This is a genomic window from Pseudoxanthomonas sp. JC1303, from assembly GCF_058448525.1.
Genome location: NZ_CP185958.1, coordinates 3,426,696 through 3,439,723, shown reverse-complemented (window position 1 = coordinate 3,439,723; position 13,028 = coordinate 3,426,696). Strand labels below are relative to the sequence as shown.

Below are 13,028 nucleotides of genomic sequence, written 5' to 3'. Positions count from 1 at the left end.
CCCCACCATGAACGACGTCCAGAACGCCTCGCCCGCCAAGCGCCTGACCCAGGTCACCACCGACCGTGGAGAGCTGCCACCTGCCGAGGTCAAGCTCGAGGCCCGTGGCCTGGACTTCTACTACGGCGGCTTCCATGCCCTGAAGAACATCAACCTGCAGATCCCGGAAAAGCGCGTGACCGCGCTGATCGGGCCCTCCGGCTGCGGCAAGTCCACGCTGCTGCGCGTGTTCAACCGGATCTATTCGCTGTATCCCAAGCTCAAGGGCACCGGCGAGGTCTTGCTGGACGGGGAGAACATCCTCTCGCCCAAGTACCCGATGAACCGCCTGCGCAGCAAGGTCGGCATGGTGTTCCAGAAGCCGGTGCCGTTCCCGATGACCATCTTCGAGAACGTGGCCTACGGCATCCGTCACCACGAGCGCCTGTCCAAGACCGACATGAAGGAACGCGTCGAGCTTGCGCTGCGCCAGGGTGCGCTGTGGGATGAGGTCAAGGACAAGCTGGGCCAGAGCGCGCTGGGCCTGTCCGGCGGCCAGCAGCAGCGCCTGTGCATCGCCCGCGCCGTCGCCCTGCGCCCGGACGTGCTGCTGCTGGACGAGCCGACCTCCGCGCTGGACCCGATCTCCACCAGCCGCATCGAGCAGCTGGTCGAGGAGCTCAAGCACGACTACACCATCGCCATCGTCACCCACAACATGCAGCAGGCCGCGCGCGTGAGCGACTACACCGCCTTCATGTACCTGGGCGACCTGATCGAACACGACGTCACCTCCACGATCTTCTCGCGCCCCACCAAGCAGCAGACCGAGGACTACATCACCGGTCGGTTTGGGTGAGGAACATGCTCGTCTGATGCCACATCACGCGTCAGCAGGCAAGTCATCCGCACGCGTACCAGCCTCCACCACGCCACTTCCTCGCTGTGCCGAAGATCCCGGTACGCCGACCGCCTCTCAGCAGAGACACCGCCATGAATAACCTCCCGCACGAACACATCGTCAAGAGCTATGACGAAGAGCAGCGTCGCCTGGCGCGCGAGATCCTGCACATGGGCGAGATCGCCGTGGCCCAGTTGGAAGCGGCGATGGACGTGGTCGATCGACGCGACGATCGCGCCGCCGAACGCATCATCGCCAACGACGAGGCGATCGACACGCTGGAGGACAAGGTCAGCCAGGACGTGATGCAGCTGGCGCTGCGCGGCCCGATGGCGCGCGACCTGCGCGAAATCCTCGCGGCGCTGCGCATCCCCACCGACCTGGAGCGCATCGGCGACTACGCCGCCAACGTCGCCAAGCGCTCGATGGTGCTCAATACCCTGCCCCCGGTCCCGCACGCCACCGGCCTGCGCACCCTGGGCCAGCTGGCCGTGGGCCTGGTGCGCGACGCGATGGAAGCCTATCGCGGCAACGACGCCGCCTTGGCTATCCAGGTCCGCGACCGTGACGCGGAGCTGGATGCGCAATACACCGCGCTGTTCCGCGAACTGCTGACCTACATGATGGAAGACGCGCGCAACATCACCCCGTGCACGCATCTGCTGTTCATGGCCAAGAACCTGGAACGCATCGGCGACCACGCCACCAACATCGCCGAGAACGTCTGGTTCCTGGTCCAGGGCGACGCACCGCTGCCGCCGCGCGACAAGCGCGACGAAACGCCGTTCACCGGGGCGAGCTGAGCCGGCAGCTCGCGCCTGGCACAGGCTCGACCACGATTGCGTGCTGTCCGCAGTGGCCACCGGCCTCATCACCCGCGTGATCGCCGCCGACCACTGATCTCAGCCTCGCGATGAAGTGAAACAGCGTGCGCCGTGCAAACGGCGCACTTTTTTGTGGGAGGCTGCCTGGCACGGTCTGCTAGGCTTCCTGGATGCAAGACACCCCCGCAACGCCCTCGCCCGCTCCCGTCACCCCCATGTCCCGTCGCTTTCGCGGCTTCCTGCCCGTTGTGGTGGACGTGGAGACCGGCGGCTTCGACTGGAATCGCCATGCCCTGCTGGAGATTGCCGCCGTTCCGATCGACTTGGACGCGGAGGGCCGCTTCATCCTCGGACAAACCGCCTGCGCCCATCTGGAGCCGGCCCCTGGCCTGGAAATCGACCCCAAGTCGCTAGAGGTGACCGGGATCGTCCTGGACCATCCCTTCCGCCTGGCCAAGCCAGAAAAGGAAGCGCTGGATCATGTGTTCGCCCCGATCCGCGCGGCCATGAAGCGGCACGGCTGCCAGCGCGCCATCCTGGTCGGCCACAACGCGCATTTCGACCTGAATTTCCTCAATGCCGCAGTGGCGCGCACCGAGCACAAGCGCAATCCGTTCCATCCCTTCAGCGTCTTCGACACCGTGAGCCTGGGCGGACTGGCCTACGGGCAGACGGTGCTGGCGCGCGCGGTCCAGGCCGCCGGCATGGAATGGGATTCGGCCCAGGCCCATTCGGCCGTCTACGACGCCGAGCAGACGGCGCGACTGTTCTGCACGGTCGCCAACCAGTGGCCCCAGCCGGCAACCGCCACGGCCTGAGCGCCGGGTCGACCGCCGCTCCAGCGACCTAGTCCGGCGTTGGCGACATGACCTGGGCCGCGCCCGAAAGCGTCGAACCGGCCGAGGCGACAATCACCGCCCCGATCGCCAGCCACTGCAGCCCACTCAGGCGCTCGTGCAGCAGCAGCCAGCCGCACAGCGCGGCCACCGCAGGCTCCAGGCTCATCAACATGCCGAAGGTGCGTGTGGGCAGGCGGGTCATGGCCACCATCTCCAGCGAATACGGCAGCGCCATCGACAGCACTGCCACGCCCAGCGCGACCGGTAGCAGTGCTGGCTCCAGCAACGTGGCGCCTGCGTGGGCCACGCCCCAGGGCACGGCGACCAGCGCGGCGATGGACGCACCCAGCGCCACCATGCGCGGTCCGTGGTCCGCGCCGGCCTTCTGCCCGAACACGATGTACAGCGCCCAACAGACCCCGGCCGCCAGCGCACAGCCCATGCCGACCGGATCCAGGGCCGTGTCCTTGCCCGGCCAAGGCACCAGCAGCAACAGGCCGGCGATGGCCAGCACGGCCCACACCAGATCCAGCCAGCGCCGCGACCCCAACAGCGCCAGGGCCAGCGGACCGGTGAACTCCAACGCCACCGCCAGGCCCAGCGGGATGGTCTGCAGGGCGATGTAGAAGACCGTGTTCATCGCCCCCAGGCTGATCCCGTAGCCCAGCAGCATAGGCCATGGCAGCGCGCGCCAGCGCAGCGTCCAGGGGCGGAAGACGCACCACAGCAGCAGCGTGCCCAACCCAAGGCGCAGCGCGGTCGCACCGGTGGCGCCAACCAGGGGAAACAGCCCCTTGGCCAGACTGGCACCACCCTGGATCGAGAGCATGGACGCCAGCAGCAGGAGCACCGGAAACAAGACTGACGAGGGAGCACGGGAGGAGGTGGACACGCAGGGCCTGCGGCTGGAAAGAGGGATAATTGCGCACTATATTGCGCAATATGAACAGTCTAGCGGCGTGCAATATAGTGCGCAATCTCGCGAGGTCGGCATGAGCGTGCTCGAGCATGTCGCCGGCAATCTGCGCCGCTTGCGGCTGCGCGACGACTTGAGCCAGCAGGCGCTGGCCGAGGCCGCCCAGGTCAGCCGGCGCATGCTGGTGGCGATCGAGTCGGGCGACGCCAATGTCAGCCTCAATACCCTGGACCGGCTGGCCGATGCGCTCGGCGTGCCCTTCGCCGAGTTGCTCCGGGCCGACACCGGCGGCGAACCAGCCCAGGTGGACGCGCTGGCTTGGCGCGGCCGTGATCCCGCTTCACGCGGCGTGCTGCTCTCCAGCGTGGCCGCCGCGCGCCAGGTCGAACTCTGGGACTGGACCCTGATGCCCGGCGAGCGCTATGCCTCGCAGGCCGATCCGCCCGGCTGGCGCGAACAGCTGCTGGTCCTCGCCGGCACGCTGACCCTGGAGAGCGTTGACGGCGCGCGCCAGGTCTTGGCCGGGCAGCACCTGGTGTTCGCCAGCGACCGCGGCGCCTATGCCTACCGCAACGACGGCGACACGCCGCTGCGCCTGCTGCGCAACGTGGTGTATTGAAGGTCCTTCGCACCGGCACCACACCGACGGACACACGCTTGGCGTCATGACACTCCGAGTCCACGCCCTGCACGCCGACATCACCACGCTGGCCGTCGACGCCATCGTCAATGCCGCCAACTCCAGCCTGCTGGGGGGAGGCGGCGTCGATGGCGCCATCCATCGCGCCGCCGGCCCGGGATTGCTGGACGAGTGCCGCGCGCTTGGCGGCTGTCCCACCGGGCAGGCACGCATCACCGGCGGCCATCGCCTTCCGGCACGGCATGTGATCCACACCGTCGGCCCGGTCTGGCACGGTGGCCAGCAGGGGGAGCCCGCGCTGCTGGCCGACTGCTATCGCAACAGTCTCGCACTGGCCGGCGAGTACGGATTGGGCACCCTCGCCTTTCCATGCATCAGCACGGGCGTCTACGGTTATCCGGCCGAGGCTGCCGCGCGGATCGCCGTCGAAACAGTACGGACGCACGCTCCGCAGGCCGGCCTGGAAGAGATCACGTTCTGCTGCTTTTCAGAGGCAGACCGCGGGCGCTATGCGGCGCTGCTCGCCTGAGCGGGCCTATTCACCAGCCGGCAGCGCGCGCTCGATCCGGTCGCGGCCGTTGCGCTTGGCCTGGTACAGCAGCCGATCGGCGCGCTGGTAGAGCGAGGCGACCGCCGTATCGCTGCCCGGGGTCCACTCCACCAGCCCCGCGCTGAAACGCACGTCCAAACCCTCGACCCCGCCCCAGTCGCGATGCGCATGGAACGCGGCGCGCAGCCGCTGCAGGGCCTGCTCGGCCGCCTCCAGCGTGGCCCCCGGGAACAGCAGGCAGAACTCCTCCCCGCCGGTGCGCGCCGCCATGTCCGTGCGCCGGGCCTGCGCGGCCAGCAGCGTGGCCACCTCCTTGAGCACCGCATCGCCGACCACGTGCGAATACTGGTCGTTGACCCGCTTGAAGTGGTCCACGTCCAGCAGGGCAAGGCATAACGGCGTCCCCTGGCGGCCGGCCAGCGCGATCTCGCGCGTCAGCCGCTCCTCGAAAGCACGTCGGTTGGGCAGCCCGGTCAATGCATCCTCGTGTGCCTGACGCTCGAAGGCCTCGGCGTGCAGGCGCAGCTGCTGCAGCAGGCCGGTCTTTTCCTGGTCGGCACGGCGCAGCTGCCGGGCCTGGGCCTGCAGGTCGCGCGTGCGTTCGTCCACCAGCCGGCGCAGGCGTCGGGCGCGAGCATGGAAGCGATGCACCCGGTAGCGGTACAGGCCGTAGAGCAGCAGCAGCAAGGCGGCAGCCGCCGCGGCCTGCACCCAATGGCGTTGCCACAGGAAGGGCTCGATGACGAAGGCCAGCCGCGCTTCGCGCTGGCTCCATGCGCCGTCGGGATGGGCCGCCGACACGCGCAGGGTGTAGCGTCCCGGCGGCAGGCGCACGAACTCGACGCTGCGCTGTCGGCCACGCGTGACCCAGTCGGTGTCCAGTCCCTCCAGCAGGGTCCGGTACTCGGTGCGTTCGGGCAGCAGGTAACTCAGGCCGACGAAACTCACCGTCAGCCGGTGGCCCCCTTCCAGGCGCAACGGCTGCTGGTCGCGCCAGGGCAGCGCAACCGAATCCTCCTGAACGCTATCGATCACCACCGGCGGCGCCGGACGCTCGCGGAACCAGTGCAGGCGTGTCGGGTCCACGGCCGAGATCCCGCCAGCCGTCGCGATCCACACCGTGCCGTCGGCGCGCAGCACTTCGGTCGGTCCCGAGCTGCCGTTGGCCTGCGAGTTGGCCATGCCGTCCATCTCGTTGTACTGGATCACTGCCAGCCGCGCCTGGCGGCCGTCGGCCACCGCTTCCAGGCTGGCCAGGTCGGTGCGCAACATGCCCCGATTGCTGGTGATCCACAGGTGTCCGGCCCGGTCCGGCAGCAGTTGGAACACCGCATCCACCGGCATGCCCTGTTCCAGCCCCACGCGCGCCAGCCTGCCGTCGCGCCAGCGATACAGACCGCGATCGGATGCGATCCACATCGCCCCGCCCAGGCGCGAGAAACCGAAGACCGAGCGTCCGCCGCCGAGCGCTTCGAGCGACAGCCGTTGCACCTGGTCCCCACGGAGCACGCGGGCGCCATCCAGGCTGCCGAACCACACCGCGCCGGGCTCGCTGTAAACGGCGGTGATCAGGGCTTCCTCCAAGCCGGGAAGCCGTGGGCGCACCACACGCGCGCCATCGACATAGCCCAGCCCGCGCTGGGTCGCCAGCCACACCACCCCATCAGGCCCGATGCTGATCCCGCGCACGGTGCCGGCGGGCAGCCCTTCCTGCGGCCCATAGCGGCGCACGCCGCCGTCGGTCGCCACGCGATAGAGCCCGTCGTTGGCCGTGCCCACCCATAATGCGCCGTCCCGCCCCCGGGCCAGACTCAGGACCGAAGGCGGCCGGCCCGTCGTGGTCGGCAAGGGATGCGGGCGGATCCGGCCGTTGGTGCCCACGCGGTCCAGGCCCGCCGCATGGCCGACCCACAGCGCGCCGTCGGGATCGGCCAGCACCGCGCGCACATAATCCGAGCCCAGCCCATCGCGCGCGGTGAGGTTGGTGAAGAGTGTTTCGCGCAGGCGGAACAACCCGCCATTGGCACCCACCCAGATACTGCCCTCGGCATCCTCCTTCAGGCTGGTGATGCGCCCTCCCGGCAGCGGCAGGCCGGAGGTGAGGCGCTCGAGTCCGTGATGTCCCACCCGTAACAAGCCGCTGGCCTCGGTACCCAGCCACAGATCGCCGTGGCGATCCTGCAGCATCGCGGTGATGCGCCCCACGCCAGGCAGCCGATGGGCCAGGACCAGGCGTCCGTCCTGGCGTCGATACACGCCGTCCCCGGCCACGATCCAGACCGTGCCGTCATCGGCCCGGTAAGGCCAGGCATTGCCGGGCGGCAGGCCGAACGCCTTGGAGGCGTCACGCAACGTGCCATCGGCCTGGCGGATCACCAGGCCCTCGTTGGTCCCGACCCAGACCAGGCCGTCGTCATCGATCATCATCCGCGCATAGGCGGTGCGCAGCGGCGAATCAGCCGGCGGCGGGGTGTAGAGATAGCGACCGTCCGCGGTCAGGCAGGCCAGGCCATTGCCCTCGAACAGCATCCACAGCCGTCCCTGCTGGTCCATGGCCATGGCCGGTAGCAGCACCTGTGGCACCTCGGGAGGGCGCTTCCAGATCTTCAGCTTGCCGTCGGCCGTGTAACGGCTGACGTTGCCGCGCGAATCGCTCAGCCACAGCGCGCCACTGGGATCGACATACAGTCCACCGATGCCATTGTCGGCCAGCGCCGGGGTAGTGCTGCGATCGAAGGTGACGAAATCCAGCCCGTTGTAGCGCACCAGGCCTTCCCAGGTGGCGAACCACAGGTAGCCGTCGGCGGTCTGGGCGATATCGCGGATGGAGTTGTGCGGCACGCCGTCGCGCGAGGTCCACAGGTCGATCGCGTAATCGTGCAGCGGGGGCGGCGGGGCCAGCTTGGACGCCGCCAGGCCCGGCATCGCCAGCAACAGGCCCAGCAGGGCCACGCACAGGCGCAACGACCACGGCCTCCCACGCCGCAGCCCATCCGTTTCGTGCGCGCATCCCCCGAGCCGCATCGTCTCCCCCACCGCGAGCGGCTTACGCGCTGCGCTGGCGCACCGCCTCGAACAGGGTCACGCCGGTGGCGACCGAGACATTGAGACTCTCGATGTTGCCCGGCATGGGGATCCTAACCAGCCCGTCGCAATGCTCGCGGGTCAGGCGACGCATGCCGTCGCCCTCGCCACCCAGCACCAGCGCCACGTTGCCGCGCAGGTCGATCTTGTACAGCGAGTCCTGCGCTTCACCGGCCAGGCCGTAGATCCACACACCGGCTTTCTGGATCTCGCGCAGCGCGCGCGCCAGGTTGGTCACCGCGATCACCGGGATGCGATCGGCCGCGCCGGCCGAGGTCTTGCGCACGGTGGCGTTGAGACCGACTGACTTGTCCTTGGGGATCACCACCGCGGTCACGCCAGCGGCCGCGGCGCTGCGCAGGCAGGCGCCGAGGTTGTGCGGATCCTGCACCCCATCGAGCACCAGCAGCAGCGCACGACCTTCGGCCGCTTCGATCAGGCCGCGCAGCTCGCCCTCGTCCCAGGTCCGGGCAGCGGCATAACGCGCGGCCACGCCCTGGTGGCGCACCTGGCCGCCCACGCCATCCAGCGCCTGGGTGGTGACCCGGCGCACGTCGATGCCCTTGCGCCGCGCGTTCTCTTCGATCTCGGTCAGGCGCGCGTTCTTGCTGCTGCCGTCGATCAGCACTTCGCGCACGTTGTCCGCGTCGTTTTCGATGGACGATGCGACGGCGTTGACGCCGACGATCCATTGGTTCTGTTTGCTCATGATGCTCGTGTCGTGCTGGGCGATCAGCCGCGCGCAGGCGGCCAGTGCTCGGTGTCGTGATCGGGATGCTGGAAGGATTCGATCCGCGAGAGAAACGCCAGCGAGGCAGCGTCCTCCTCGGTGCGCCGTACCGGCAGCGTATGCACGCTGTCGGTGAACGGCAGGCGTACTTCGACGCCGTACTGGATGTGCGGCGCGAACAGCGCCGGCTGGTCGAAGGCACCGGCCGCCAGGGCCAGTCCATCGGGCGCCTCATAGGTGAGCGGCGTGCCGCACTGCGCGCAGAAACCACGCGCCACCAGATTGGAGGACTGATAGCGCGTGGGCGTGCCGCGGGTCCAGGTCAGCGTGGCGCCACGCGTGGACACCAGCGGCGCGTAGTACCCGCCGAAGGCTTTCTGGCACATCCGACAATGGCAGACCGACGCATCGTCCAGCGTGCCGGAGACATGGAAACGTACCGCGCCGCACTGGCAGCCACCACTGTATTCACCCACGACGCAACCCTCTTCAGGATTTCTGTTTCTTGCGCTTGGCCGGGAAGGCGCGCGGCGCTTGGTCGCCCGCGTCCTGCCCGTCCTGGCGCTCGACCAGCCGGAAATCGATCTTGCGCTCCTCCATGCTGGCCTTCATGACCTGCACGTGGACCGCATCGCCCAGGCGGAACTCGACCCCGCGCCGCTCTCCCGACAGCGTCTTGCGGATGGGATCGAAGTGGTAATAGTCGTGCGGCAGCTGGGTGACGTGGACCAGGCCGTTGACCTTGGACTGGTTCAACTCCACGAACAGGCCAAAGCTGGTCACCCCACTGATGACGCCGTCGAAAATGCCACCGACATGCTGCTCCATCCATGCGGCCCGGTAGCGCTCGTCGACCTCGCGCTCGGCCTCGTCGGCGCGACGCGAACGCTCCGAGCACTGCAGTGACAGCGCCGCCATCTCGCGCGGCGAGTACTGGAACTTCTCCACCTTGCCGCCGGTGAGCGCGTACTTGATCGCTCGGTGTACCAGCAGGTCCGGGTAGCGCCGGATGGGCGAGGTGAAGTGCGCATACGCATCCAGCGCCAGGCCGAAATGGCCCGCGTTGTCCGGCGTATACACCGCCAGGCTCTGGCTGCGCAGCAGCACCGACTCCAGCAGCGCCACGTCTGGCCGCTGGCGGATCTTCTTGAGCAGGGCGGTGAAATCGCGTGGCTCGACCTTGCTCCAGGCCGGCATCGACAGCTTGAACTCCTTGAGGAACTCCAGCAGGTCGGCGTACTTGGACTCCGGCGGACGCTCGTGGACGCGGTACGGGGCCGGGATGCCCTTGGCCAGCAGATACCGGGCGGCCTGCACGTTGGCCGCGATCATGCATTCCTCGATCAGCTTGTGCGCGTCGTTGCGCACCTGCATGCCGGCCTGGGTGACCTCGCCGCGGTTGTCCAGGACGAAGCGCACTTCGCTGGTCTCGAACTCGATCGCCCCGCGCTTCTCGCGCGCCTTGGCCAGCAGGCCGTAGAGCTCGTGCAGGCGCTTGACGTGCGGCAACACGTCCGGACCGATCTGCGCCTGGGCTTCGGCATCGTCCTCGCCCACGGCCTTCCAGACCTGGTCGTAGGTCAGCCGTGCGTGTGAGCGCATCACCGCCTCGTAGAACTTCGCGCTGGTGACCTCACCGCTCTTGTCCACCTGCATATCGCAGACGAAACACATGCGGTCGACCTTGGGATTGAGCGAACAGATGCCGTTGGAAATGGTCTCCGGCAGCATCGGCACCACGAACCCGGGGAAATACACTGAAGTCGCCCGCAATTGGGCTTCCTCGTCCAGCGGCGTGCCGGGGCGCACGTAGTGCGAGACGTCGGCGATGGCCACCACCAGGCGATAGCCCGAGCGGTTGGCGATGCGCAAGCCCTTGCGATTGGACTCGCAGTAGACCGCGTCGTCGAAGTCCTTCGAGTCGGCGCCATCGATGGTGACCAGCGGCAGGTCGCGCAGGTCCACGCGGCCGCCGATCATCGACGGCTCGACGCTCAGCGGCACCGAGGCCGCCTGGTCCAGCACTTCCTGCGGGAATTCGTAGGGCAACTCGTGGCCGTGGATGGCGGTTTCCACCACCAGCGAGGGGGTCAGCTTGTCGCCCAGCACGGCGATGATCTTGCCGATCGGGTCGCGGCGGCCGTCCGGCGCGTGGGTCAGTTCGACCACCACCAGCTGGCCGTCGTGCGCATCGCTGCGCGCGTCCGGGGGAATCATCACGTTGCGCTGCATGCGCTTGTCGTCGGGCACCACGAAACTCACGCCCGACTCCATGGCAAAGCGCCCGATCAGCCGGTTCACCCGGCGCTCGAGCACCTCGACGATGGCCCCTTCGCGGCGACCACGGCGATCCAGCCCGGTGACGCTGGCCAGCACCCGGTCGCCATGCATGACCTTGCGCATCTCGAAGGGCGGCAGGAACAGATCATCGCCACCGGCCTCCGCGCGCAGGAAGCCGAAGCCTTCCGGATTGGCGATCACCACACCGGGCACCAGGTCCATCTGCTCGGCCGGTGCATAGCCGCCACGGCGGTTGAGCAGCAACTGGCCGTCGCGGACCATGGCCGTCAGGCGCTTGGTCAGCGCCTCGAACCGCTCCGGCGCGGTCAGGTCCAGCTTGCCGGCCACTTCCTCGGCGGTCAGCGGACCATCGCTGGCGGCCAGCACGCCCAGGATGACCTCCCGGCTCGCGATCGGTTGGGCATAACGCTCGGCCTCGCGCGCGGCATAGGGATCCTTGAAACCGGCCTTGCCGGCGCCTTCCACCGGCACCACCACGCGCGGGGCGCTCTGGCTGCGGCGATCGAAGGGACGCGGGCCATCGCCGTCACGACGTGGTCCCTGGCGTCCTGGTGCCCCGGACTTGGCGCCACCACGAGCGCCGGACCTATTACCGCCGCGACCGCTCTTGGGCGGTGCAGTCTCAGCGGCGGTCATCGATTCGGGCATCCAGGGCGGAAGCTTGGACTTGCCGGCGCCTTTGTTCCCCCCTGTGCCCTGCGCTGCCTTTTTGGAGGCCGGAGCCTTGTCGGTTGGGGGTTTACGCCCGCCTGTTCCAGTCTTTTTCGTCATTGGTGAATGGTACACCCCGGCAGGCGCCCGCCCTTCGCATGCGGTTCGCGTTGACATTCGCCAAACCGCACTGCAACATACGCGCCGCTTTGCCCAGGTGGCGGAATTGGTAGACGCACTAGCTTCAGGTGCTAGCGGGGGCAACTCCGTGGAGGTTCGAGTCCTCTCCTGGGCACCAAAGACGAAAGAAGGACCCGCGAAAGCGGGTCTTTTTTTTGGTTCTTCGCTAAATACCGGGGAAGGCTGAGCGGATCTTGAGGAAGAAGTACTCCTGGTCGCGGTAGCCGTAGGCCCTGCGCTTGATGACCTTGATGGTGTTGTTGATGCCTTCGACGATGCTGGTATTGAGCGGGTGCCGGCATCGGGACAGGATCCCGTTCAGGTAGGCCCTGAGCCGTTGTGCAAAGAGGGATAGCGAGGCGATGCCGCTGCCCAGGGCCTGCTCCAGCCAGTGATCCCAGGCCTTTCTGGCATAGCCGGGATGGCGGTAGAACCACAGGCGCTTGAGCTCGTCTCGCATCAGATAAGCGGTGAGTAGCGGCTGGTTGGCTTCCAGCAACTCGTCCAACTGCACCGTCTGGCGTCGGTCCAGGTTCTCCCGGTTGCGCAACAGCAGCCAGCGGCTGGACTTGATTACCCGGCGGGCCGGCTTGTCGCTCCGCAGCTGGTTGGCCTGGTCTACCCGCACCCGATCGATTACCTCGCGTCCGTACTTGGCCACGACATGGAACAGGTCATAGACGATCTCCGCGTTGGGACAGTTGGCCTGGATCTCCAGCTCGTAGGCGGTGGTCATGTCGATGGCCACCGCCCGGATCTGCCTGGCAACCCCCTCGGGAAGCTGCTCGAAGAAGGCCCTGGCAGTCTCGCGCGATCGGCCGTTGCCGACCCACAGGACCTGGCGACGGATCGGATCGACCACCACCGTGGCATAGCGGTGGCCTTTGTGCAGGGCGAACTCGTCCATCGCTAGATAGTGGATCTGGCTCCAGTCCGGCTCCTGGATCATCTGGCGCAGCCTAGCCTTGTCCAGCGACTTGACCGTGTGCCAGCCCAGCTGGAAGAAGCGCGCCACAGCGATGATGTTGCTGGATACAAGCAATTGGCTGACCGCCTCGGCCAACCGGTCGGTGACCCGCTGGTAACGCCCCAGCCAGGCCAGCTTCTCCAGCCGCGGCCCGCCACACTGCTCGCACCAGACCCGCCGGCGCGGCACCACCAGCCTCACCTGAAGCGCCATCAGTGGCAGGTCCCGAACCCGGCGAACGGTCGTCTCATGGACCTGGCGGCACCGGCTGCCGCACTGCTCGCAGTACATCGTGCGTCCCGATGGCTTGAGGTAGATGGTGACGGTTCGGCTCTCGCCTTCCGGCCAGACGATCCGCTCCACCCGGTAGCCTTCCCAGCCGCCCAGCCTCTCTATCGTCTTCCGGTCCAACATGACCCACCCTCGAGCCCTGAAAGTCAGTCGTCGAGGGTACCGATAGGCAGGA

At 67.9% G+C, this 13,028-nt stretch carries 11 protein-coding genes and 1 tRNA gene; 6 read left to right on the top strand and 6 right to left on the bottom strand.

Annotated elements, in window-relative coordinates; all coding sequences use genetic code 11:
• Positions 1 to 7 precede the first annotated feature (7 nt).
• The 3 genes from pstB (at position 8) to rnt (ending at position 2,522) form a co-directional block, all read left to right on the top strand.
• Entirely contained in the window at positions 8 to 838 is an 831-nt protein-coding gene (gene pstB, locus ACORQU_RS15490; protein WP_491641973.1) for a phosphate ABC transporter ATP-binding protein PstB, read from the top strand.
• Between the two features lie 134 nt (positions 839 to 972).
• Entirely contained in the window at positions 973 to 1,683 is a 711-nt protein-coding gene (phoU, locus tag ACORQU_RS15485) for a phosphate signaling complex protein PhoU (RefSeq protein WP_271646295.1), read from the top strand.
• Positions 1,684 to 1,874: 191 nt separating this feature from the next.
• Complete coding sequence (rnt, locus tag ACORQU_RS15480; RefSeq protein WP_271646296.1) at positions 1,875 to 2,522, top strand: ribonuclease T; 648 nt, start codon at positions 1,875 to 1,877, stop codon at positions 2,520 to 2,522.
• Positions 2,523 to 2,550: 28 nt separating this feature from the next.
• Here the strand turns inward: rnt and rhtA are convergent, their stop codons facing one another.
• Positions 2,551 to 3,435, bottom strand: a complete 885-nt coding sequence (rhtA, locus tag ACORQU_RS15475; RefSeq protein WP_491641972.1) for a threonine/homoserine exporter RhtA — start codon at positions 3,433 to 3,435, stop codon at positions 2,551 to 2,553.
• A gap of 100 nt (positions 3,436 to 3,535) precedes the next feature.
• On the opposite strand from rhtA, the gene ACORQU_RS15470 reads away from it, so the two are divergent.
• Together ACORQU_RS15470 and ACORQU_RS15465 are read left to right on the top strand one after the other, a co-directional pair.
• Positions 3,536 to 4,078 carry a helix-turn-helix domain-containing protein gene (locus ACORQU_RS15470; protein ID WP_491641971.1) on the top strand — a complete coding sequence of 181 codons (543 nt, stop codon included), beginning with the start codon at positions 3,536 to 3,538 and terminating at the stop codon, positions 4,076 to 4,078.
• Positions 4,079 to 4,124: 46 nt separating this feature from the next.
• On the top strand, positions 4,125 to 4,628 hold the full coding sequence (locus ACORQU_RS15465) for an O-acetyl-ADP-ribose deacetylase (protein WP_271646299.1): 504 nt from the start codon (positions 4,125 to 4,127) through the stop codon (positions 4,626 to 4,628).
• A gap of 6 nt (positions 4,629 to 4,634) precedes the next feature.
• On the opposite strand, the gene ACORQU_RS15460 is transcribed toward ACORQU_RS15465, so the two are convergent.
• The 4 genes from ACORQU_RS15460 to rnr are packed head-to-tail and all read right to left on the bottom strand — an operon-like array spanning position 4,635 to position 11,535.
• On the bottom strand, positions 4,635 to 7,673 hold the full coding sequence (locus tag ACORQU_RS15460; RefSeq protein ID WP_491641970.1) for a ligand-binding sensor domain-containing diguanylate cyclase: 3,039 nt from the start codon (positions 7,671 to 7,673) through the stop codon (positions 4,635 to 4,637).
• Positions 7,674 to 7,695: 22 nt separating this feature from the next.
• Positions 7,696 to 8,442, bottom strand: coding sequence for a 23S rRNA (guanosine(2251)-2'-O)-methyltransferase RlmB (rlmB, locus tag ACORQU_RS15455; RefSeq protein ID WP_491641968.1), 747 nt, complete (start codon positions 8,440 to 8,442; stop codon positions 7,696 to 7,698).
• Between the two features lie 23 nt (positions 8,443 to 8,465).
• Positions 8,466 to 8,939, bottom strand: a complete 474-nt coding sequence (locus ACORQU_RS15450; RefSeq protein WP_491641967.1) for a GFA family protein — start codon at positions 8,937 to 8,939, stop codon at positions 8,466 to 8,468.
• 13 nt (positions 8,940 to 8,952) lie between these two features.
• Complete coding sequence (rnr, locus tag ACORQU_RS15445; RefSeq protein WP_491641966.1) at positions 8,953 to 11,535, bottom strand: ribonuclease R; 2,583 nt, start codon at positions 11,533 to 11,535, stop codon at positions 8,953 to 8,955.
• A 91-nt stretch (positions 11,536 to 11,626) separates the two neighbouring features.
• On the opposite strand from rnr, the gene ACORQU_RS15440 reads away from it, so the two are divergent.
• A tRNA-Leu gene (locus ACORQU_RS15440) sits at positions 11,627 to 11,713 on the top strand.
• A gap of 48 nt (positions 11,714 to 11,761) precedes the next feature.
• Here ACORQU_RS15440 and ACORQU_RS15435 read toward each other — a convergent pair.
• A complete protein-coding gene (locus tag ACORQU_RS15435) occupies positions 11,762 to 12,976 on the bottom strand; it encodes an ISL3 family transposase (RefSeq protein ID WP_491641965.1) in 1,215 nt (404 codons plus the stop codon).
• Between the last annotated feature and the right edge of the window lie 52 nt (positions 12,977 to 13,028).